Raw genomic sequence first — 22,457 nt, 5'->3', positions numbered from 1 at the left:
CGGATATCTGCCACCGGCTTCTGAGCCGGTCAATTCGATCAAAACAAGAAACATCCGCTTGCTACTTGCCGATACGCGATATCGTGCTGATTATTGTGGCATATTCAACGTCGTTAATGTGTTTTTCAGTGACCTTTGGCATGGTCCGATGCAAACTGACGGTGCCGGGGAGTACGTGCTATGAATCATCTTGTGTCTTCAATCGTCCGCGCAGTGGCAGTGGCGACGTCATTGGCACTTTTCGCGCTGTCGTCGGCTCAGGCCGAAGACGGCAAACTGCAGGCACCCAAGGGCACCCCGATCCTGGTCATCGAAGGCAAGATCAGCGTCACGAATGGCGATGGTGTGGCCTCGTTTGACCGCGACATGCTCGAAGCGCTCGGCGTTACCTCGATCGAGACCACGACGCCGTGGTTTACGGGTATGGTCAAGTTCGAGGGCGTTCCGCTCCAGAAGATCATGGAACTCGTGGGCGCCGACGGCAAGGAAGCCGTTGCCGTTGCCCTCAACGACTACAAGACGACGATCCCGACGGAGGATTTTGCGCTCCACAACGTGCTGTTGGCGCTCAAGCGCGACGGCCAGTACATGGAGGTCAGCGACAAGGGCCCGCTGTTCATCGTCTATCCTTATGACAGCAAGCCGGAGCTTCAGAGCCAGAAGTTCTATTCGCGTTCGGTTTGGCAGCTGGCCCGGTTGATCATCCGGTAGGGAAGATGTCATGGCCGCTTTGTTGGCGCCTGGATCCCGCCGTGCATTTGCATTCCATCTGCTCAAGGCACTGCTGATTGGCACGATTGCCGTCTTCGCTGTCGCCGCGGCCTATTTGTCCGTCGTCATCTTCGAACGTCAGGCATCTATCGGGAAGCTCTCGCGATACGACGTGGCGTGGAGTGCCAGCCAGGGCGTCAACGAATATCTGCGCCTCTACCAGCGGGTAGCCACGCTGGCTGCTTCGCCAAATGATCAGCTCAAGGCCGACACGCAGCTTCGCTTTCAGATTCTGAAGAGCCGGCTCGGTGGCTTCAGCACCGGCCAGTTCGAGGAATTTGTCGCCGAGACGCCGGAGCGAAAGGCAACAATCGCCCAGCTGTCCAAGTTCGTCGCGGACATGGACAGTGTGATCACCAGGATCGACGCCCCGGGCCAGGCGCAATCCATACTGACGTCGATGCGCGCACTGGAGGCCGAACTGATCGGCCTCGCCTCGGAGGCCAACCAGTACAGTGCCGTGCAGGCGGCCAAGGTCGACGACGAGCTGTTGCGCCTCCATAGCGGCTTTTCTGCCGTGGCGATCGGCTTCTTCCTATGCAGCCTTGCCTTCATTGCCCTTCTAGGGTGGCACAACCGGCTGCTGACGCAGACGTTCGATGCCCTCAATGCGGCCAATGACGATCTGCGCCGTACCTCCGACGACCTGGAGACGGCCAATGCCGCGGTGCTCGGCGCGAACCACGCGCTCGCCACCCAGAACGGCCTGTTCGACGCCGCCCTGAGCAACATGTCCCAGGGCCTGTGCATGTTCGATGCCGACCAGCGGCTCATCGTCAGCAACAGCAAATTCGCCGCCATGTACGGTTTGTCGAACGACAACCTTGCGCCCGGGACCACACCCCAGCAGATCATACAGGCGTCGATCGATGCCGCAACGTCGACGCAGCATAGTGCCGAACTTGCCTATCGCTCCCAGCAACAGCTGATTGAAAAGGGCCAGCCCGGCGTCCTGCTGCAGAAGCTCGTCGACGGCCGCATTGTCTCGATCCTGCATCAGCCGATGGATTCAGGCGGCTGGGTTGCCACCTATGAGGACATCACCGAACGCCATCTCTCCGAAGAGCGCATCGCCCACATGGCGCGCCACGATCCTTTGACCGGGCTGCCGAACCGCCTGATGCTGCGCGAGCGCCTGGAGCAGGAGCTGGCGCATGGCCGCAGGCACCACCAGGATACCGCGGTCCTCTGCCTCGACCTGGACAACTTCAAGAACGTCAACGACACGCTCGGCCATCCCGTCGGCGACGCATTGCTGCGCGAGGTTGCCAACCGCGTTTCGGGCATGGTTCGTGAATATGACGTCGTTGCGCGCCTCGGCGGTGACGAGTTCATCGTCATCCAGCCGGCGGTCAGACGTGACGATGTCGCCCATATTGCGCAACGGCTGATCGAGGCGCTCGAGGAACCGTACCATCTCGACGCCCACCACATCGTCATTGGAGCAAGCATCGGCATCGCACTGGCGTCGGATTGCGATGGGGTTGCCGACGACCTGGTGAAGAATGCCGACCTGGCACTTTACCGTGCCAAGAGCGATGGCCGCGGCAGTTACCAGTTCTACGCGCCGGAGATGGACGACCGGCTGCAACGTCGTCGCATGCTCGAACTCGATCTAAGGGCCGCTGATTTCGACAAGGAGTTCGAGCTGGTCTTCCAGCCGATCGTCAATCTCAAGAGCAAGCAGGTCGCCGTGGTCGAGGCATTGCTGCGCTGGCCCGGTTGCCAGCGTGGCCAGATCCGGCCCGACGAATTTATCCCGATCGCCGAAAGCACCGGCCTGATCGTGCAACTCGGCGCCTGGGTGCTCGAGAGGGCGTGCCGGGAAGCCGTCAAATTGCCGGGCGACGTCAACGTCGCGGTCAATCTGTCGCCGGGCCAGTTCAGGCGGGGAAACATCGTCGACACTGTTGCCAAGGTGCTATCGCTGACAGGCCTTGCCCCCGAGCGGCTGGAACTCGAAATCACCGAATCCCTGCTGTTGGGCGACAACAAGGAAACTCTGCTTGCCCTGAACCGGCTGCATGCGCTTGGCGTCAAGATTTCGCTCGACGATTTCGGGACGGGCTACTCGTCCCTCAGCTATCTCAGGAATTTCCCCGTCGACAAGGTCAAGATCGACCGTTCCTTCATCGCCGAAATCGCCGGCAATCGCGACCATTGGGCGATCGTCAGCGCGATCGTGAACCTCTCGCATGCGCTGGAAATGACCACTGTCGCCGAGGGCATCGAGACCGAGGAACAGCTGCTGATCGTCCGGGCCACCGGATGTGACGCCGTCCAGGGGCACTTCTTCAGTCCGCCAATGTCGGTTGCCCAGCTCAGGCGATATCTCGAGGACCAGCGCGCCAAGCTGACGTTGGCGTAGAGGCGCCGGCGGCAATCATTTGTCCTCGCCGAGGAAAACAACTGCGCCCTGATCGAGCACATGCTGCAGCCGATCCAGAACGTGGCCGGAACCGAGTTCGCCGACGACGTAGAGGTGGTCGCCTTCGAAACGAACCGGCCAGTGCATATTGCCGGCGCAATATCCCAGTTCGATCCCCGCAGCGGCATCGGCCGCCTTGAAAACCAGCCAGCGTTCCGGTTCGGCGCGCACGACGATGGCGCGTTTGTCCTCGATCAACAACACCGCGCCGTCGACGAGCCGCTGCGTACGCGGCAGGGAGATGGCGCAGAGCGTGCCACGATCGGTTCTTGCCGACAGGCGACGTCGCGCGATTTCGCCAGCGTCGAGCATGATGAACTCGACACGGCCTTCATGGTCCAGCAGGTGAAGTCGGGTGCTCAGCTGTTGGTCGGCAGCCAATCCGACAATCGAATTCAGCTTCAACATTCAAGGCTCCCTGGAGCGGCAGGCCGCCGGGTTACAAGGCAATTTGCAGCTGTTTCCAGGTCAGATCCCCAGATGCGCGTCGACCGTCTCCCTGTCGTAGAGCTGGTCCGGAGAAATCTCGGCAACGAATGCGCCCTTCTGGATGATCAGCACACGGTCAGCCAGTTGGCGGATGAAGCGGATGTCCTGTTCGACGAGGATGATGCCGAGGCCGAGCGTGACCTTCAGCTCGCCGAGCTTCTCGGCGATGAGATCGACGATCGACGGCTGGATGCCTTCGGTCGGCTCGTCGAGCAGGATCAGCTTCGGCCGTCCGGCTAGGCAGCGGGCCAGCGCCAGTATCTGCTGCTGTCCACCCGACAGTCCTCGTCCGGGCCGCTCGAGCAGGTCCTTCAGCACGGGGAAGTGGCCGAGCATCTCGGGTATCGCGCTGTCGCCGTCGCGCATGATCTCCCCCATCTTCAGGTTCTCCATGACAGAGAGCAACGGGAAGATGTCCCGGCCCTGCGGCACGTAGCCGATGCCGGCACGGGCGCGCTCGGACGGACTGGCGAACGTCACGTCGCGGCCGTCGAACTCGATACGTCCTTGCGTGGTCTTGATCTGGCCGACGAGCGTGCGCAACAGCGTGGTCTTGCCCATGCCGTTGTGGCCCAGGATGCCGACGACCTCGCCAGGCTTTATGGTGAAGTTGATGCCATGCAGGATCGGGATCCTGCCATAGCCGGAGTGCAGGTTCTTGACCTCAATCATCTTCGGATTTCCCCAGATAGACCTCGCGGACCAGTTCGTTGCCCTGAACCTTGTCCATCGTGTCCTCAATCAGCACGCGGCCCTGGTGGAACACCGTCACCGTCTGCGCGATCTGCTTGATGAACTGCATGTCGTGCTCGACAACGACGATGGCCGCCGACTTGTTGACCTCTCGGATGAGGTCGGCGGTCTTGTTGGTTTCGTCCGCCGTCATGCCGGCAGCCGGCTCGTCGAGCAGGATGAGCTTTGGTTCGAGCGCCACCACCATGGCAAGCTCGACCCACTGGCGCTGGCCATGGGCCAGCTCGCCAACCAGCCTACCCGTCAGAGCAGTCAGCCCCAGCCGCTCCATGACGTCCTTGCCCTTGGCCGCAGCACGCGCCTTGCCGTGCCGCGACCTGGCCGCAACGGAGATGTTTTCCGCCACCGTCAGGTTGTTGAACACGTCGGGCACCTGGTTCTTGATGCCGATGCCCAGCCGGCTGACCTGATGCGGCTGGGCCCGCGTGATGTCGACGCCATCGAACAGGATCTGGCCGGTCGTCGGCTTGAGCTGCGCCGTCAGCATCTTGAAGAAGGTGCTTTTGCCGGCCCCATTGGGACCGATCAGGCAGCGCAGCTCACGCTGCTTCAGGTTGAAGTCGACGCTGGCTATTGCAACGACGCCGCCGAAGCGCTTTTCAAGACCCCGGGTCTCGAGGATGCAGTCGGACGAGGTCATGGCACCCTCCTCTGCTCGACGAGCGGAGCGACATAGGGACGAAACTTCAGCCGCCGAAAGGCATCGCCGACCGTCGGCACCACGCCTTTCGGTACCAACAGGACAAAACCGATCAGGATCGTGCCGAGCACCAGATTGGCATTGAGCAGTTGCTGGGCACCAAGCTTGGTGGCGATCCACTGGATGGCAAAACAGCCGACGATGGGACCAAGCAGCGTCCCGGTGCCACCGACGATCACCCAGATGATCACCTGCGCCGACTGCGCCAGTCCGAAGACATCGGGGCTGATGAACATGCCCCAATTGGCAAACAGGCAGCCTGCCAGGCCGGCGATGGCGCCACCGATGGTAAAGGTCGCCAGCTTGTAGAAACGCGCGTCATATCCGAGCAGTTCGGCGCGGCGTTCGTTCTCGCGGATGGCGACGACGACCTGGCCGAAACGGCTCTTCAACATCAGCCGCAGCCCGACATAGACCGCCAGCAGGATGAGACCGGAGAGATAGAACAGGCCGTCGAAGGAGAGCGCCGCATCGGGCCGACCCGGAAGGTTCAGCGGAGGAACCGCCGGGATGCCGTTGTAGCCGCCAAGAGGTGCTGTGCCGATGACATATTGCGAGCCCGATGTCGCGCCCATGACCTTGTAGAGGATCAATGTCACCGTCAGCGTGATGACGCCGAAATAGACGTCGGTGATACGCGCATAGAACAGAAAGTAGCCGAGCAACGCCGCAAACAGCCCTGGAACGACGATCGAGAGCAGAAGCGGGATGGTGCTGTCGCCGAAGTTGAGGACGGCGATGGCATAGGCATAAGCGCCGATGCCGAAGAAGGCCGACTGGCCGAAGCACAGGATGCCGCCATAACCCCAGATCAGCCCGAGGCTGAGCGCCAGGATCGCCATGATCACATAGGACGTCAGCTCGATCATCATGACCGGGTCGACGATTTGCGGCAGCGCCAACAACAGCACCAGCCCCAGCACCGTGGCGGCAACCAGACCGCCGTTTCCTTGCCAATTCGCGGTCATGCCGCCCTCCTGAAAAAGCGCCCGGTGATGCCTTGCGGCATGAAGCGCAACAGCACGACGGCAGCGGCCAGAAGAGCCACCTCGCCGATAACCGGGGTCGAGAGATATGTGATGATCTGGTCGATCGCACCGAACATGACGGAAGCCGACACCGTGCCTGCGAGAATGGCCGGGCCACCGCCGATGACGGTGATGAACGCCTTGGCGACATAGGCCGCGCCGATTGTCGGCACGATGCCGGTGATCGGCGCCATGACGCCGCCGGCGAGGCCGGCGAGCCCGGCGCCGACGCCGAATGTGACGGCATAGACGCGCGAAGGATTGACGCCCAGTGCTGCAGCCATGTCGGCATTCTGCATCGTGCTGCGGGCGATCAGCCCGTAGCGCGTGTAGCGGAAGACGGCCCAGATCGCGGCAAACACAGCGATTGCGATGACGATGATGATCAGCGAATAGGCGGCGATGCGGTAGTCGCCGATCTGCAGCGATCCGGCCGGCGCCGAAATGCCCTCGGTTGTGTTGCCGAACACCGTCGTCGCCAGGCCAACAAGCAGCAGGCTCAGCCCCCAGGTGGCAAGCATGGTGTCGCGCGGCCGGCCATAGAGGAAGCGGATGATCGTCCGCTCGATGACGACGCCGATCACCCCCACCACGAGGGGGCTGATCAACAGCGTGGCGACCCAGATGTTGATGCCCGCCTTGGTCGCTACGATCGCGGCATAACCTCCGAGCATTAGGAACTCGCCATGCGCGAGATTGATCACCCGCATCATGCCGAAAATGATGGCCAGTCCGACGCTGATCAACGCCAGGCTTGCGACGGCTTTGAGAGCCTCGAAGAAAAGTACTATGAGCAGGTCCATATCGGGCACAGCCTCCTGGATCGCTGCGGGTCGTTCGCTCCAACGCGACCGGACGACCCGCACGCATTCGGATCGTTCAGACCTTGATGACGTACATCGAGTTGTCGTCAGGGTTCTTCTTGAGATCGCAGACGCCCGACGTGTCGAGCGGCTGCTGCTGCGAGAAGCTTTCCAGGATGTTGATCTTGCGGTCCTGGATCTGGCCGATGTTGATGTCCATGACGCAGTGATGCGTCTGCGGATCGATCGAGAACTTACCACTGGGCAGGTCGAGGCTGATGCCGGATTCGAGCGCCTCGATCACCGGCATGCGCTCGGCGGTGCCTGCCCTCTTGACCCCTTCCGCCCACAGATAGACGGACTGGTAGGTGGCCATCGCCAGTTCGGTCACATAGGGGTAGTCGGCGCCGAAGCGCTTGTAAAAACGATCGAGGAATGCCTTGTTGGCCGGCGTGTCGAGCGCTTCGAAATAGTTGAAGCACAGCAGGATGCCGTTGGTCTCCTCGGGCGACAGCACCATCTGCTCGCCGCCGATGGTCATCGTCGTCGAGGCCATCGGGATCTGCTTGTTCATGCCCGCGGCGGCCCACTGGCGGTAGAACGACTGGTGCGCGCCGCCGACAAGGACGAGATAGAGGAAATCCGGCTTGGCTTCCTGGATCTTCTGGATCGTCGAGCCGAAATTGGTGACGTCGAGCGGGAAGAAGTCCTCGCCGACGATCTGGCCCCCGTTGTCCGTGCAGTATTTCCGGGTCCAGGCCGCGGTGATCTGGCCATAATTGTAGTCGGCGGCCAGCGTGTAGATCTTCTTGCCCCATTTGTTCATGGCATAGGGCACGTGCTTGGACTGCTTCTGTGCCGGCGTGATGCCGGTGCAGAAGATATTGCGGTCGCAGACCCCGCCCTCATACTGGGTGTTGTAGAAGTAGAGCGTGTTGAGCCGCCGAAGCACCGGTCGCATCACCTCGCGGGATGCCGACGTGATGCCGCCGAACACGGCCGATACCTTGTCCTTCAAGGCTGCCTGCTGAGAGTATTGCGGATAGAGCCGCATGTCGGTCTGGGTGTCGTAGGTGATCAGGCTGATCTGCTTGCCAAGGAGCCCGCCCGCCTGGTTGATCTCCTCGACCGCAAAGGTGATGGCGTCCTGCATCGGCTTTCCGGCCGCGTCGAGACCGCCGGACAGGTCGAGCAGGCTGGCGATCCTGATCGTGTCCTCTTGCGCGAAAGCGCGGCCACCGATGCTGGCCAGACCGAGGCCCGCCGCGGCTCCGGCACCCGTCTTGAGAAGTGTGCGGCGATTGAGCTGTGAATTCATTATCATTTTTGTTCCCCTGTTTTCCGCGGCCGACGCCAATGCGTCGGCCAGCTGGGTTCATGCTTGAAAATCACATCGCGATATTTTGCCTCGTCAGGCGCCCAGCAACTCCCGCCAGGCTTCGTCGAGGAACTTCACATCCGCCTCCCTGAGTCCGGACCCGCCAGCGAAATGCCCATGGCTCGAACGGAACGGCCGCAGTTCCGCGTTCGGCATGTGCTCGACCTCGAACGCGCTGTCTTCGGGAGGGAAATAGAGGTCGCAGTCGCCCGGCATGACGATCGCCCTGGCCTTGATGGCGCCCAGCGCCTTGCGGAAGTCGCCGTTGTACAGCTCGTTGTCGCTGATATCGCCAGACTGCCAGGTGCGGATCATCGCGACCATGTTGTTGGCATCGCGCAGATTGAACCACTGTTCCCAGTAGCCGACGATGAAATCCTCGACCGAGGCATAGCCGAGCTCGAGATATTCCTCCTTGCGGAAGAACTCCTGTGAAAAGCCCCAGCCGGCGTAGACGCGGCCCATGGCGCGCAGGCCCTTGAAGGGCTGCTCGTCATACCAGCCTTCCTTGAAGGCATCATCGGCCGTCAGCGCGGCTTTCACGCCCTCAAGCATCACGTGGTTATGCTTGGCCGTCTTCGCCGAGCCGGCGGTCGGGCAGATCGTCTCGACCATGTCGGGATAGAGCGCTGCCCAGTGGAAGGTCTGCGCGGCAGCCATCGACCAGCCGGTCACCATCTTGATCCTGGTGATGCCGAACTTCTCGGTCAGCAGGCGATGCTGCGCCTTGATGTTGTCGTAGTAGGTGACATGCGGGAAACGCGCCTTGTTGTAGGGCGGCGGCGTATTGGTCGGCGATGACGACAGTCCATTGCCGAAGATGTTGGGGATGACGATGAAGTACTTGCTCGGGTCGAGCGCGCCGCCTTCGCGGATAACCCACTGGTTGTCGTAGTGGGTCGAGGCCATGTAGGTCAGCAGGACGATGACGTTGCTCTTGTCGGCATTGAGCCTGCCAAATGTCTTGTAGGCCAGCTTTGCGTTGGGAAGGGTCATCCCCTTCTGCAACTTGAGATCGCCAAGCTCGAAGATCTCGTAGTCGATCTCCTTGTCTATTTTCCATCCAGCCATAGGTTCCTCCTGCTTCTGGCAATAGTTCAGGGTTCAGGCGTTCCGACATGGACCGCCAGTTGCAAGTATTTCTCGAAGGCAACAAGTATTCGTTCCAGTTTTGATGAAACCGGTTCAGCTTCTCCTGCTGTGTTCCGCGTAATTCTGCCATCCAGGTTTCAGCAGGTAGAAAAACGCAAAAAACCCCGCGCACTCAGAAACCTGAGTTTGCGCGAGGTCTATCTAGATCCTCTATGAAACGCAGCGCTTTTGCTGCGGATGCAGGCTCTTTCGGAGCCTTCGGAGGCCATCAGGCCTCACGAACACTTGAATATTATTCCATCAAGCCGTAGGCGTCAACCAGTGCTGCGGAAATTGCAGCAACCGACGTCTGCCTGGTCATGGCTTGCCGCCGCAGATAGTCGTAAGCCTCGTTGGCACGCAGCTTCTTCTGCGTCATCAGGATCAGCTTGGCCTGCTCGATCTGCCGTGAGGCATGCAGCGTCTCTTCGAGCTTCGCCACTTTGTTCAGCAAGCGCCGTTCGTAGCTGAATATGTGGCGCGCCAGTGCGAGGTTGGACAGGATCGCGGCAGGCTGGCACGGCTTGACCAATATCGCCTGGGCGTTTGAAAGCCTGAGCACGTCGACGGGCACGCCCTTGTCGCCATCGATGACCGCCACGACCGGCACCGGCGGCGCGCCGGACAGCCACGGGGCAGCCGCAAGCACGTCAGCGTCGATTGTCACCAGCGCGAAGTCGAAGCCTATCGGCGGCAGCGTCGGCGCCGGCCAGGCCATCTCGACGCGACAGCCAACCCGCCTGATCTCACGCAACACTGCATCGCCCTGGGCATCACGCGGATGGACAAGAAGCACCGTCGACTGGCGCAGCTCCGCCTGCACACCACCCGATCCGCGCGTGGCTCGTGGTTGCGCAGCACTCGCACGCTGCGAGCCGTCGGCACCGGCTCCGTAGGATCGGCGAGAAGGACCACTCATGACCAATCCTCGTATGCTGTGCACTCAGGCAAATCGGCCACCCTCATGTGACGAGAAACGGATCGGGCCGCAGCGCGACCTTTGATTCCCTGAGGATGTCGAACCGGCCGTGCCCGTCGGCCCTGCCGATGCGCGTCCAGAGCTCGGCGTGGCTGTTCTTGTAGTCGATGCCGATCCGGCCCTGGGGTGCGGCGATCTCGCGGCCGAGCACCGCCGGGCGCAAGGTATCGGTATCCATGCTGTTCGTCTCGGTGACAGCCTGGGCGAAGAGGTGAACCTGGAAATACGCCGCCTCGGCGCACATGTTGGTCGACTCGTCCTCGCCGAAACGCTGCTTGAAGAGACGAACGAAGCGGTCGTTCTCTTCATTCTCCACGCTCTCGAAATAGGTCGCAGCGGTGATATGGCCCGCCCCGACATCCGTTCCCATCAGCCGCAATTCCGCCTCGCAGGTGTTCAGGCTGCCGATGGGCATGGTGTCGGGGCTGAAGCCGGCGTCGGTGTAGGCCTGGTAGAAATGGGAGATCGCCTGGCCGACGACGGTCGAGAAGATGACATCAGGCTTGTCGTTGCGCAGGTCGCGGATGATCGGCCGGAAATCATTCCGGCCCGCACCGAAACCCAGATACTCCTCGCCGACGATCGTGCCGCCCTGGCCGCAGACGAGATCGCGAACGATCCGGTTGGTCCGCCGGGGATAACAATAATCGGTGCCGAGCAGGTAAAACCGGTTGCCATGGGTCGCGAGCAGATAATTGATCAGTTCGATGGTGTTCTGGTTGGGCGACGAGCCGGTGTAGATGATGTTGGGCGAGAATTCGAAGCCCTCATATCGCGTCGGGTACCACAACAATGCATTGACCCGCTCCACCAGCGGCAGCACCGCCTTGCGGCTTGTCGAGGTGTAGCAGCCGAAGATCGTGGTGACGCGATCCTCGATCAACAGCTTCCGCGCATAGTGGGAGTAGAGTTCAGTGCTGGATGTCGGATCATAGATGATCGGCACGATCTCGCGGCCATTGATGCCGCCCGCCGCATTGATTTCGGCGATGCCCAGCATCGTGCCCTTGAGCTGCGTTTCCTCGATCGCCCCGGTGTCTCCGGACTGCGAAAAGAGGACGCCGACGCGCCAGGGCTCGCCCGTCGAGCCCATGCTCAACTACCGTCCACGGCAAGGTGAAATGCGAGCATCCGATCCTCCGCCTTCCAATCCCCTCGTCGGCCGGTTTCCGACCATGGTCCGGCGCAACTTATGACGCTGCTGCCGCAAACCACCCCTACGAGGAATTAGATATTCCTAACATACAAGTTAGATACTCCTAACATACTAGCATGGCGGGACCAATCGAAAACGCTCCTTTGCGTTTGATAACGCCCGCAGATGCCTAGGCGGCAAAGCCGGCAATGCGCTTCGGCAAGGGAGCCGCATAGGCGCGCACCCGTGACGTCCGCAACCCCATAGCCGCGACCTGAAGCTCTCTGCCACGACCCGACTGAGTGTCAGCATGGCAAGGCTGGGCGCAGACAAGCTTTTAGAGCCAGGAGGCCGGTGTCTTCGGCAAGCGCTGATCAGGATCTATGACCTTGAGTATCGGCTGGCCTGGACCGTTCCAGTGCCACAACGCAACGCAACTGCCGCCGGGAGACATGAACGAGGGATAGACGACGCCGTCGAAGCCGTCAGTCAGCAGGCGCTGCCGAAAAAGATGGGTTTCCGGTACCCTGCCCTCATCGAGATCGGAACGCCACTCGCATCTGTGAATGCCGGCATCGATGCCGAGTTCGTCCAGCATCGCGGCATCGGTCAGGTCGGCCAGCCTCGCGTCCGACAGCTCGAGCTGGGCGATCAACGCCGGATGCTGGACAAAACCCTGGTTGTATTCAGCCCAGGCGGTCGACAGCTCACAGGCCGCATACAGCGTCGGCGATCCTACCGGGTTCCAGCGCCCGCCGAAACGCGCAGCGCCCTCGCCCGAAAGCGGCATGTGCGCCCAGCGCGGCACGAAGGCCCGCCACAAGGTTCGCTGCTGACGCAGGGCGGCTTCAGGCATAAACGCCGGAGCGCACCGCCTCCAGATAAGCCAGGACCTTGTCCGCCTTGCCCTCACCGACCAGGTCATAGGCCGTCTTGCCGGCCCAACCCGGGATCGGCTGATGCTTGAACCAGATCGCTGCACGGCTCTCGTCGCCGGCCATTTCGGCGGCCATCGCCAGGATGCGGACGACGGGGCTGAGCGCCTGGTCGACCTTGCGTGCCCCGGAGCGCGCCGTCAGCGTGTTGCGGGCAACGCCAACGAGCCGGGCCAGGTCGGCCTGGGTGACACCCAGCAGCTCCGACACGCGGCGAGCCGAGAGAAACTGCGACCGGGCTTCACCGAAATGGGCCGCCGACATTCCCAAACTCTGAGCTGCCATGACACGTTCCTGACGTATTTTGATATCCACTCGTTCAATATGTGCGCATCATGCGCCCAATTCAAGTCCGGATTATGACCTCCAGGTCATTGCCAGCGTGCATGTTACCCTGCTCGACCCGCTCCCCAACGCATGTCGTGCAGGCGCGCCATCGCCTCCTCCACGGAGACACGTCATGGCAGGCAAGCGGTCAATCCTCGGATTGGTCGACCTCGCCGGCTCCTCCAAGTCCCAGGGCAACATTTCCGGCAAGCAACTGCTCCTTGCTGAGCAGCCCGGCATCTTCGAGCGCTTCGAAGTCGGGCAAATCGCGCAACGTATCGAGGCCGAACTGCGACAGGAACGTCTTGGTGGTAACATAGGTGTAGGGCGCGCCCGGCGTCGGACTGCGTGGTCCCGAGGCAATGAAGTCATGCGACCTCAGCACGCCGATCAGATCGCGGCTGACCTCCTTGCCGAAGAACGCCGTCAGTTCGCCTCGGGTGATCGGCTGGAAATAGGCAATGCACATCAGCACCAACACTTCCGATTGCGATAGCGGGCGCCCCATATCGACCTGGCCGGTCGCAGTGCGGATGGCATCGGCAAACGCCTTCTTGGTGCGATGCTGCCAGCCGCCGGCAACCGAAACCAGCTCATAGGGCCGACCGGCAAGCTCTGCCCTGATGTCGTCGATGATCAGGTCGAGATTGCAATTCCTGCCTACGATCCGAACCAGCATCTCGCGCGGTACGGGTTCGCTGGCGGCAAAGATCACCGCCTCCACCCGGCCCATCCATTCGCGCCAGCGCAGCTCCGGCGGCAGGTGCTCGAGCTCGGTGTCGAGCAATGTCGGCTGATCCTTGTCCTTTCGGCGCGCTTCCGTCATCGCTACAGGCCGTACAGCCGGAAGGAGGCGCGCCCGGAGAGTTCGCGCACCGCTTCGAATGTCTGCAGCCGTTCGAACAGACGCCGTGCCGCAAATCGCGACAGGTTGCGCGTACTCAGCGTACCCGGCACCGCATCGTCATCGAGCAGTCGCCGGATCGCCTCGCCTGCTCCTTTCGCCCGCAGCTTCGGCGTTACTGCTGCCAGCCGGTCGGCGCGCCGTGCGATGTCGAGTGCGAGCCTCAGACCGTCACCGGCCCCGTTTGCCAGAGCCACGCACACTGCCCGTTCGAACGCTGCGTCGCCGGGGCGGATGCGCTTGCCGCGCCCGTCGCCGGAACGGAAGGCCGGGGAAAACAGCTGTGCGGCCAGAAGTGGCACGGGCCGGGGCCAGCGCAGCTTTCGCGCCAAGATCAGATCGGCCAGCCACCACGCCAACGGTTCGGCATCAGCCCGTCCGGCAGCGACATGACTGGCGATCGCTGCCGCGGCAAGCGGCGCCGGCTTGTCCCCCGCGGCCAGTTCCTCTACGGTTTCGGCAAGTTTGTCGGACCTGTCGTCGACGCGCAGCCCGAGCCATTCGATGACCTGCGCCAGCCCGCCGGCGTCGATCATTGGCGGCCGCGAGGCCAGATGGCGCCATGCCCCCAGAATGCTGCCGGCAGGTCCGGGATCTCCACCTGCAGGGCGCAGATACCAGGCGTCACGCAACGCGGCCTCTTCCTCGGAACGCCCGGCCAGCCGGACTGCGGCGACAGCGCATTTGAGCGCCTGCCGCTGGCGCCAGCTGCCGGCCCAAACCGGCTCCGAGCGCACCAAACCGTCGAGGGATGCAAGCGCCGCGCCGGCGTAGAATGCCGCATCTGCGTCATTTGCCACCGGCCCATCCGGCAGCGCCCACGAGGGCACGCGCGGCAACGCAGGCGGGACGGCGGATGCTTGGCTGGCTCGAATCATATGCGTGGAGAGTAGTCGAGCGGTGCGCTTGCTGCCACGGTTGCCGGCAGAAAGCGCACAGCCATTTTTGCCCACAGAATGGAGCCAGAACGGCGCGAGCCATTCGCTTTCCGCAGTCAGCGATCAGTTGTTGAGTGTCGGAGGCCCGCTCCAAGAGCATTGCGCGCAATCTCCCCGCGCTTGCCGCCCTCGACGTCGTCAGGCTAGACCGCCACGAGATGGCCGTCTGATACTTCCCGGAACTGGCGCAGCGGGACCTGGTAGTCCGGCGCACGGATCGGGCATTTCAGTTCGTCCGCGGCCGACATGCGCTTTTCGTGGCGACGATCGGGGTCCGGAACCGGCACAGCCGCCAGCAGACGCTTGGTGTAGTCGTGCTGCGGATTGCCGAAGACTGCCGCACGCGGGCCGATCTCGACGATTTCGCCGAGATACATCACCGCCACGCGGTGGCTGACGCGCTCGACCACCGCCATGTCATGGCTGATGAACAGGAAGGCCAGGTTAAGGCTCTGCTGCAGGTCGAGCATCAGGTTGATCACCTGCGCCTTGACCGAGACGTCGAGCGCCGAGACGCTTTCGTCGGCGACGATGACTTTCGGCTCGAGCGCCAGCGCCCGTGCAATGCAGATGCGCTGCCGCTGGCCGCCGGAGAACTCGTGGGGATAGCGGCTCGCCATGTCAGGCGACAGGCCTACCTTGCTGAGCAGATCGGCGACCAGCTCGCGCCCCTGTTTTGCCGTGCCCATCCTGTGCTCGAGATAGGGCTCGGCAATCGCCTGGCCGACCGTCATGCGCGGATTGAGCGAGGCGAACGGGTCCTGGAAGATCATCTGCACCGATTTGCGCATCTGCCGCATCTCGTGCTTGTCCATGCCAATGACGTCCTTGCCGTCGATCTTGACCGCGCCCGAGGTCGGCTCGATCAGCCGCATGATGGCGCGGCCGGTGGTCGACTTGCCGCAGCCGGATTCGCCGACCAGGGACAGCGTTTCGCCGGCAAACAGGTCGAAGGAAACGTTCTCCACCGCATGCACACGCCCGCCGACCCGGCCGAACAGGCCAGTAGGGATGTCGAAGCGCTTGACCAGGTTTTTCACCTGCAGGACCGGTCTGTCGCGAACGACCGTATCGGGTTTTTCCACGGGCAGTGTGCACTCGCCCGTCGAGGTGTTGACGATGGGAAAGCGGAGCGGGCGGTCGTATTGCTCCATCGAACCGAGCACCGGCACGGCGGAGAGCAGCGCGCGGGTGTAATGGTGCTTGCCGCGATGGAAGATGTCGGCGGTGGCACCGGTTTCCACCTGATCGCCGCGGAACATCACAACCGTGCGGTCGGCCACCTCCGCCACCACGCCCATGTCGTGGGTAATGAACAGCACCGACGTTCCCTGTTCGTCCTGCAGCATCTTGATCAGGTCGAGGATCTGTCCCTGGATGGTGACGTCGAGCGCCGTCGTCGGCTCGTCGGCGATCAGCAGTTTTGGGCGCGAGGCCAGTGCCATGGCGATCATCACGCGCTGACGCATGCCGCCCGAAAACCGGTGCGGATACTCGTCGAAGCGCGAGGCGGCAGAGGGAATGCGCACCTTTTCCAGCAACCGGATGGTCTCGGCCCTGGCGTCGGCGAAGGACATGGCATTATGGCAAAGCAGCGCCTCGGAGATCTGGTCCCCAATGGTGAAGAGCGGATTGAGGCTCGTCATTGGCTCCTGGAAGATCATCGCGACGTCGTTGCCGCGCACCTGCCGCATCTTGTCTTCGGGCAGGTCGGTCAGGTTCCGGCCGTTGAGGACGATCCTGCCCTCGATGCGGCTGGTGTCGGGCGGCAGCAGGCGCATGATCGACAGCGACGTCACGCTCTTGCCCGACCCGGATTCACCGACGATAGCAACGGTTTCGCCGGGCGCGACATCGAAGGAGATGTCGCGCACGACAGGCTTCCATTTGCCGTCGACCATGAACGAGGTCGTGAGTTTCTGCACCGACAGAACCGGATCGACGGTCTGGCCAAGGCTGTTTTCCTGAACGCTCATTATCTCTCCTCCCTGACCTGATCGACAGGCTGCGCGCTCAATCGGGCCAGCGCAGCAGGCCGTCGAAGCGGTGACGGCTGCGGTTCTCGAACGGCGTGGCGATGATCTCGTTGGAGGCGCGTGCCCTGTCGAGTTCCTCGGCCAGGCGCCGGGCGACGATCGTCTCCTGGCCCGGATGCAGGTTGCAGGGGTCGAGGTAGAAGTAATCATGCTCGACCTCGTGGTCACGCACGATGATGGGCTGGTCGCCGCCCGCCAGCGCAGATGCCAGATCCCAGGCCGTGATATGCGCCTCCTGCGCGCTGATGTTGACGCGCAGCCGGTCGAGCGGGTTCTTCGTCGGGTCCGGCTCGATCACGGCGTTGACGCCGGGGCGGCCGTCGAGCGTCTCCTTCCACAGCCTGAGATAGCCGGTCTCGCGTTCACGGATGCCGGCGTGGTCGCGCTTCTCCCAGGCTTCCAATGCGGCCATGGCGCCATAGACGCTTTCCTTGCCGACCTTCATGCCGCGGCCGATGCCGAGGTTCTGCAGGTAGGCGTGTCGGACCAATTCCTTCTTGCCGGCGACGATGCCGGACGTCGGCCCTCCCAGGAACTTGTGACCGGAGTAGAGAACCATATCGGCGCCCTGGGCGAGGAAGATGCGCAAATCATACTCGGACGCCGCGTCGACGATGACAGGCACGCCCCTGGCATGTGCGATCTCGACGAATTCGAGCAGGTTGAGCAGGCCGTAGTCGACGACATGGTGCGACACGACATAGACAGCCGCCGCCGTCTGGTCGGTGATCGCATTCTCCATGTGGAAACGGTGGGTGGATGTCGCCTGTCCGATGATGACCGGCTTCGCCCCGGCAAGGCGGACGGCCTGATCGACAGGCGCGCCATAGCTGACGATGTGCCCCATCTGGATGATTGCTTCATTCCTGGCAGGCGTCTGATCCGGCAAACGTTCGATCGCCAGCAAGTTGTCACCGGTCATGGCGCCGGCGACGGCGAGCGAGATCCCGGCCGAGCACGACGCCGTTATGTAGCCGGCTTCGGCGCCCGTGAGACGGGCGATCACCGCACTTGCCTTGCGTTGGAGATCGTTGATCTCGACAAATTGCGGCAGGATCTCGGCCATCGCGGTGATCGCTTCCGGCACGACGATCGAGGCGCCGAGGCTCGTCATCGTTCCCGACACATTGATCACCGGTCGCAGGCCGAGCTTGCGGCGGACGTCTTCGGTCATTTTCCTCTCCCGTGCATCGGCAAGCGTCGGCTTTCGGCTCGACAAGATATGCCATAATAATGTAATAGATTACCCAGACTATCAGGAGCACGCCCTTGGACGCGATAACTCAATCCACTGATGCTACTGACGAACCGACGTCGGCAAACGGCGCCAGGCGTTCTCGGGTTTCGGGCATCGACCGCGCCCTGCAGGTGATCGACTATCTCTACGAAACCGGCGAGCCGGCGGGCGCCTACGCCATCGCCAAGGCGATCAAGGCGCCGCTGTCGACCGTCTACGTCATCATCGACGATCTCGTCGAGAAGAACATGCTGGCCCGCAGCCCCGATGGTTCCATCTGGCTTGGCGCGCGGCTCTACCACTATGGCCTCGCCTATGCGCGCTCGCTCGACTTCATGGGCGTCGCCAACCGCGAGATGCACGATCTCTGCCGCGACGTCGGCGAAACGGTCCAGCTGTGCGGCCGTGAAGGCGACCACATGCTGGTGCTCGCCATGGCCGACGGCCCGAGCCCGTTCCAGGTCGCCTCCCGTGTCGGCACGCGGGTGCCGCTGAACTGGACAGCATCCGGCCGGCTGCTCGTCGGCCATCTGCCCGAAGCCGAGCGCATCGACCTTTTCAAGCGTTGCGCCCGCATGTCGCCGACCGGTCGTGCAGAAGTGGATGCGACCGCCCTTTCGGCCGCCGCGGGCAAGGCGTTCCAGCAGCGGCTTTCGATGCAGATCGCGGAATCCGACTATGCGGTGGCCTGCATTGCTTCGCCGGTCTGCGACCGCGACGGGAAATGCGTCGCGACGATCTCCATCGTGCTGCCGGAGCAGAAGGTCCTTTCCGACGAGAGCCACTACACAGACCGCGTGCGCGCCTCCGCCGAGCGGATCGAGACCTCGATGGGTTGGCGCAACCGCTAGCGTCATCGCTCAGCTCCGAAGTGCCACGATCGCTTCGATCTCCACCGTGATGTTGCCGGGCAGAGAACCGAAGCCGACGGCCGAGCGCGCGTGGTGACCGGCCTCTCCGAACACATCGATGAAGAGATCAGAACATCCGTTGATGACCTGTGGGTGGTCTTCAAAATCAGGCGACGCATTGACCATGCCGAGCAGCTTGACAACGCGCTTGACCCTCGAGAGATCGCCGAGCGCTTCCTGCATCACCGCCAGCAGGTTGATCCCGACAAGGCGGGCGTGCTGATAGGCCTGGCTGACGCTGACACCTTCGCCGACCTTGCCCGTCCACAACCTGCCATCCGCCTCGCGAGGCCCCTGCCCCGAGAGATAGAGCAAGTCACCCTCGCGCACATGGGTGACGAAGTTGGCGACCGGCGGCGGTGCCGGCGGAAGCTGGACACCCAGCATGATCAGGCGGTCGGCAGGACTTGCGGTTGCGGAGGCGGCGATGGCTTGGGAGGCGGTCAATTCAGGTCCAGTCTCTGGGATCATGTTTCAGCGCCACGACAGGCCATGGCTGTGACGCACGAGCTTGCGGGCGCGTGGCACGTATCGGCTGGCGGCAACGGCCTCCGATCCGATGATTGCGTAACGCGGTTCGAACAGGCGCTTGAGCCGTGAGGTGTCGCCGTTCGAATCGGTGGCTTCGAAGTCGCCGTCGACGAGATCGAAGATGGTGAAATCCGCACGCGCACCAACAGTGATCGATTTCGGCATTTCCACCTTGATCGCCGAGGCGGGCGCATGGGTGACGGCTTCGACGACCCTGCCGAACGGCATGCCGACCGACAGCAGCTTGGACATCGTCGTCGCGAGATCCCAGACCGGGAAATTCATCGAGTGGCCGTGCAGGTCGGTCGAGATCGAGAACGGCATCAATCCGCGCTGGATCGCGGCCTCGGCGACCTTGAACGAGAACGACGCGCCACCATGGCCGATGTCGAGCCGCACGCCTTCGGCAGCGCAACGCTCGGCGAGCGTGAACAGGTCCTCGTCTTCCATGATGCTCGACCCGGCCTTGCCGTTGAAGCAATGGGTGACGATGTCGCCGGGCCCAAGAATCTCCAGTACCTCGTCATAAAGGGCCGGCGGCTCACCGACATGGACCATCATCGGGATCTTCAGGATCTTGGCGATCTTCTTGCCGAGCTTGACCGGGGTCACGCCCCACGACCCCGTGATGACGTGGCTTGCACGCACCTTGATGCCGACGATGTGCTCACTGTTGTCGGCATAGCACTGCAGGATGCGGTCGAGATCGATGTCCTTGATGTCGCGCAGCTCCGGAACACGATTGCAGGCGACGAGGCCGATGGACCCGAGATTGAGGAATGCCTTGATGCGTTCGCGCGCGGGTTCGATGATGTATTCGCGAAAGCCGTGAAAATTGGACTCACCCGCTGACCCGGCATCGACCAGCGTCGTCACGCCGCGTTCGACCCCGCATTCGGACGGCCGGATCGAGATGTCGGTGCCGCCGTACCAGACATGGACGTGCAAATCGACCCAGCCCGGCGAAATCCAGGCTCCCCTGGCGTCTATGCGTTCCGCGCCTTCTGGCGCCTGAAGCGACGGTCCGACGGCTGCGATCATGCCATCCGCCCCCACCAGTATGTCGGTTGGCAGCGACGTGCTGTCGCCAAGGGCGACAGGCCTGACATTGGAAATGAGAAGGGGCTTGGCCGTTGCTGTGGCTGCCATCTTACATGTCCTTTCGCAGTCTCGGGTCGAGCATGTCCCTCAGGCCGTCGCCAACCAGCTGCAGCGACAGCACCGAGAGAATGATGGCGAAGCCGGGAAAGTAGGTCATCCAGTCGGCTTGGCCGATATACTGGCGTCCACCGGCGATCATGGTTCCCCAGGTCGGGATTTCCGGGCTGACGCCCAGCCCCAGGAACGACAAGCCAGCCTCGGCCAGCATGGCGCTGGCGAACAGGAAGGTGCCCTGCACCAGGATGGGCGACACCAGGTTGCGCAGCACGTGCCGTGTCATGATGTGGAAGGTCGAGATGCCCATCGACTTCGCCGCCTCGACATAAGGCAGCTCGCGAATGACGAGCGTCGAGGCGCGAACGATGCGCGCCAGCCGTGGCGCATAGACGATCGACAGCGCCACGATCACCGTGACCAGCGACGGGCCGAGTGCTGCAACAAGAGCAATCGCCAGCAGGATGTCGGGGAATGCCATCATGGCGTCGATGAGCCGCGCGATCGGCGTGTCGAGCGAACGGAAGAAGCCGGCAAGCAAGCCAAGCGTCACGCCGATGAGCGCTGACAGCGTGACCACCGCAGCACCGACCAAAAGCGACAGCCGTCCCGCATAGATGGTGCGCGAGAAGATATCGCGGCCGAATTCGTCTGTTCCGAACCAGAACATCTCGCTCGGCGGCTTCAGTCGGTTGACGATGGAAAGCTTGGACGGCGAGTAAGGCGCGATCCAAGGCGCAAGCAGGGCAAGCAGGACAAAGACCGCCAGCACGATGACGCCAAAGGCGACGGTCTTGCGCTTCAACAGTCGGCGCAGGAACAGGAACTTCGGCTCCGGGGCCGGCAAGGATGCGGAAGCGAGATCGGTCATCAGTAACGCACCCTTGGATCGACCAGCAGATAGAGCATGTCGATGGCGAAGTTGATGAGGACATAGAGGCCGGCAATGACCAGCAGTGCACCCTGGATGACGGGATAGTCGCGCCTCAGCACCGCCGAGACCACAAGGTTGCCGACACCAGGCAGGCCGAAGACCGTTTCGGTGACGACAGCACCTGAGATCAGCACGGCGGCGGTCAACCCGACCACCGTCAGGATCGGGATCAAGGCGTTCTTGAGTGCGTGTTTCAGCACAACGCGCCGCTCGACGACGCCCTTGGCACGCGCCGTGCGGATGTAATCGTCGCCCAGAACGTCCAGCATCGAGGCGCGGGTAAAGCGCAGGATCAGCGCCGACGACACCAGGCCGAGTGCCACGGCGGGCAAGGTGAGATGGTACATCCTGTCGAGAAACGCCGCATCCGGCCCGCCGTAACCGGACACCGGAAACCATTGCTGGCGAACCGCGAACACCTGCATCAGGATCAGGCCCAGCCAGAAGCTCGGGATGCTGGCAGCCAGCATGGCAAGCAGCGTCGAGGCCTGGTCGATGAAGGACCCGCGCCGGTAGGCGGCATAGATACCGATGGGCAGAGCGATGACGCAGGCGATGGACAGCGAAAAGACGGTGAGGAAGAAGGTTGGCTCAGCGCGTTCCATCAAGGCTGCAGACACTGGCATATTGAGGAAAATCGAGTGGCCGAGATCGCCCTTCAACAGTTGGGCGACATAGAGAAAATACTGGACGAAAATCGACTTATCGAGGCCAAGGCGCGTCCTGAGCTCCGCAATGTCCTGGGGCGTGGCATCGGGCCCCAGCATGACGGCGGCCGGATCGCCTGGTGTGACGCGCACGATCACGAAAACGATCGTCACGACGATGAACATCACGACGATCATTCCGGCGATGCGCTGAAGGATATAGCGTATCATGACAGGTCCCGTATCCGCGTTGGCTTCGCGGCAATGGGCGGGCGCCGGTCTGATCGGCGCCCGCTGTTGTCAGCGT

22 protein-coding genes are annotated in these 22,457 nt (G+C 62.5%); 3 read left to right on the top strand and 19 right to left on the bottom strand.

Annotated features, from left to right (window positions below; translation table 11 throughout):
- Positions 1-180: 180 nt before the first annotated feature.
- Together Amn_RS27985 and Amn_RS27980 are read left to right on the top strand one after the other, a co-directional pair.
- Positions 181-711 (top strand): putative pterin-binding protein, encoded by a 531-nt coding sequence (locus Amn_RS27985; RefSeq protein WP_286298889.1) that lies wholly within the window; start codon positions 181-183, stop codon positions 709-711.
- Positions 712-721: 10 nt separating this feature from the next.
- On the top strand, positions 722-3,139 hold the full coding sequence (locus Amn_RS27980) for a putative bifunctional diguanylate cyclase/phosphodiesterase (protein WP_286298888.1): 2,418 nt from the start codon (positions 722-724) through the stop codon (positions 3,137-3,139).
- Between the two features lie 15 nt (positions 3,140-3,154).
- Here the strand turns inward: Amn_RS27980 and Amn_RS27975 are convergent, their stop codons facing one another.
- The 15 genes from Amn_RS27975 to Amn_RS27905 form a co-directional block, all read right to left on the bottom strand.
- Complete coding sequence (locus Amn_RS27975; RefSeq protein WP_286298887.1) at positions 3,155-3,607, bottom strand: urease accessory protein UreE; 453 nt, start codon at positions 3,605-3,607, stop codon at positions 3,155-3,157.
- Positions 3,608-3,667: 60 nt separating this feature from the next.
- The gene (locus tag Amn_RS27970; protein ID WP_286298885.1) at positions 3,668-4,360 is read right to left on the bottom strand and encodes an ABC transporter ATP-binding protein; all 693 of its coding nucleotides are present in this window, start codon (positions 4,358-4,360) and stop codon (positions 3,668-3,670) included.
- Positions 4,353-5,081 (bottom strand): ABC transporter ATP-binding protein, encoded by a 729-nt coding sequence (locus tag Amn_RS27965; protein WP_286298882.1) that lies wholly within the window; start codon positions 5,079-5,081, stop codon positions 4,353-4,355. Before Amn_RS27965 ends, Amn_RS27970 begins: the two co-directional genes overlap by 8 nt.
- Positions 5,078-6,109: a branched-chain amino acid ABC transporter permease gene (locus tag Amn_RS27960; RefSeq protein WP_286298881.1), complete on the bottom strand. Its 1,032-nt coding sequence runs from the start codon at positions 6,107-6,109 to the stop codon at positions 5,078-5,080. The genes Amn_RS27965 and Amn_RS27960 overlap by 4 nt, the downstream gene beginning before the upstream one ends.
- Positions 6,106-6,972, bottom strand: coding sequence for a branched-chain amino acid ABC transporter permease (locus tag Amn_RS27955; RefSeq protein WP_286298879.1), 867 nt, complete (start codon positions 6,970-6,972; stop codon positions 6,106-6,108). Before Amn_RS27955 ends, Amn_RS27960 begins: the two co-directional genes overlap by 4 nt.
- 76 nt (positions 6,973-7,048) lie before the next feature.
- Positions 7,049-8,296, bottom strand: coding sequence for an urea ABC transporter substrate-binding protein (locus Amn_RS27950; protein ID WP_286298878.1), 1,248 nt, complete (start codon positions 8,294-8,296; stop codon positions 7,049-7,051).
- An 87-nt stretch (positions 8,297-8,383) separates the two neighbouring features.
- Entirely contained in the window at positions 8,384-9,421 is a 1,038-nt protein-coding gene (locus Amn_RS27945) for an alpha/beta fold hydrolase (RefSeq protein WP_286298875.1), read from the bottom strand.
- A gap of 313 nt (positions 9,422-9,734) precedes the next feature.
- Positions 9,735-10,400: an ANTAR domain-containing response regulator gene (locus tag Amn_RS27940; protein WP_286298874.1), complete on the bottom strand. Its 666-nt coding sequence runs from the start codon at positions 10,398-10,400 to the stop codon at positions 9,735-9,737.
- Positions 10,401-10,443: 43 nt separating this feature from the next.
- Positions 10,444-11,553, bottom strand: a complete 1,110-nt coding sequence (locus tag Amn_RS27935; RefSeq protein ID WP_286299084.1) for a transporter substrate-binding domain-containing protein — start codon at positions 11,551-11,553, stop codon at positions 10,444-10,446.
- Positions 11,554-11,932: 379 nt separating this feature from the next.
- On the bottom strand, positions 11,933-12,451 hold the full coding sequence (locus Amn_RS27930) for an RES family NAD+ phosphorylase (RefSeq protein ID WP_286298873.1): 519 nt from the start codon (positions 12,449-12,451) through the stop codon (positions 11,933-11,935).
- Positions 12,444-12,815: an antitoxin Xre/MbcA/ParS toxin-binding domain-containing protein gene (locus tag Amn_RS27925; protein ID WP_067967357.1), complete on the bottom strand. Its 372-nt coding sequence runs from the start codon at positions 12,813-12,815 to the stop codon at positions 12,444-12,446. The genes Amn_RS27930 and Amn_RS27925 overlap by 8 nt, the downstream gene beginning before the upstream one ends.
- A 190-nt stretch (positions 12,816-13,005) precedes the next feature.
- On the bottom strand, positions 13,006-13,683 hold the full coding sequence (gene scpB, locus Amn_RS27920) for an SMC-Scp complex subunit ScpB (RefSeq protein WP_286298871.1): 678 nt from the start codon (positions 13,681-13,683) through the stop codon (positions 13,006-13,008).
- Between the two features lie 2 nt (positions 13,684-13,685).
- Entirely contained in the window at positions 13,686-14,639 is a 954-nt protein-coding gene (locus tag Amn_RS27915; RefSeq protein WP_286298869.1) for a DUF1403 family protein, read from the bottom strand.
- A gap of 203 nt (positions 14,640-14,842) precedes the next feature.
- Positions 14,843-16,675 carry an ABC transporter ATP-binding protein gene (locus tag Amn_RS27910; protein WP_286298867.1) on the bottom strand — a complete coding sequence of 611 codons (1,833 nt, stop codon included), beginning with the start codon at positions 16,673-16,675 and terminating at the stop codon, positions 14,843-14,845.
- Positions 16,676-16,712: 37 nt separating this feature from the next.
- The gene (locus tag Amn_RS27905) at positions 16,713-17,909 is read right to left on the bottom strand and encodes an aminotransferase class V-fold PLP-dependent enzyme (protein ID WP_286298866.1); all 1,197 of its coding nucleotides are present in this window, start codon (positions 17,907-17,909) and stop codon (positions 16,713-16,715) included.
- Positions 17,910-18,004: 95 nt separating this feature from the next.
- Here Amn_RS27905 and Amn_RS27900 point away from each other — a divergent pair, with 95 nt between their 5' ends.
- Entirely contained in the window at positions 18,005-18,823 is an 819-nt protein-coding gene (locus tag Amn_RS27900; RefSeq protein WP_154384458.1) for an IclR family transcriptional regulator, read from the top strand.
- Between the two features lie 9 nt (positions 18,824-18,832).
- Here Amn_RS27900 and Amn_RS27895 read toward each other — a convergent pair whose 3' ends face one another.
- The 4 genes from Amn_RS27895 to Amn_RS27880 form a co-directional block, all read right to left on the bottom strand.
- Positions 18,833-19,270 carry a RidA family protein gene (locus Amn_RS27895; RefSeq protein WP_286299076.1) on the bottom strand — a complete coding sequence of 146 codons (438 nt, stop codon included), beginning with the start codon at positions 19,268-19,270 and terminating at the stop codon, positions 18,833-18,835.
- 87 nt (positions 19,271-19,357) lie between these two features.
- Positions 19,358-20,563, bottom strand: a complete 1,206-nt coding sequence (locus Amn_RS27890; protein WP_286298865.1) for an amidohydrolase/deacetylase family metallohydrolase — start codon at positions 20,561-20,563, stop codon at positions 19,358-19,360.
- Position 20,564: 1 nt separating this feature from the next.
- Complete coding sequence (locus Amn_RS27885; protein ID WP_067967330.1) at positions 20,565-21,440, bottom strand: ABC transporter permease; 876 nt, start codon at positions 21,438-21,440, stop codon at positions 20,565-20,567.
- The gene (locus tag Amn_RS27880) at positions 21,440-22,381 is read right to left on the bottom strand and encodes an ABC transporter permease (protein WP_067967325.1); all 942 of its coding nucleotides are present in this window, start codon (positions 22,379-22,381) and stop codon (positions 21,440-21,442) included. Before Amn_RS27880 ends, Amn_RS27885 begins: the two co-directional genes overlap by 1 nt.
- Between the last annotated feature and the right edge of the window lie 76 nt (positions 22,382-22,457).

The organism is Aminobacter sp. Y103A (assembly GCF_030294925.1).
Classification (GTDB): Bacteria; Pseudomonadota; Alphaproteobacteria; order Rhizobiales; family Rhizobiaceae; genus Aminobacter; species Aminobacter ciceronei.
Note: the sequence above shows the minus strand (reverse complement) of the source record. Positions and strands in the feature narration are given on the sequence as shown.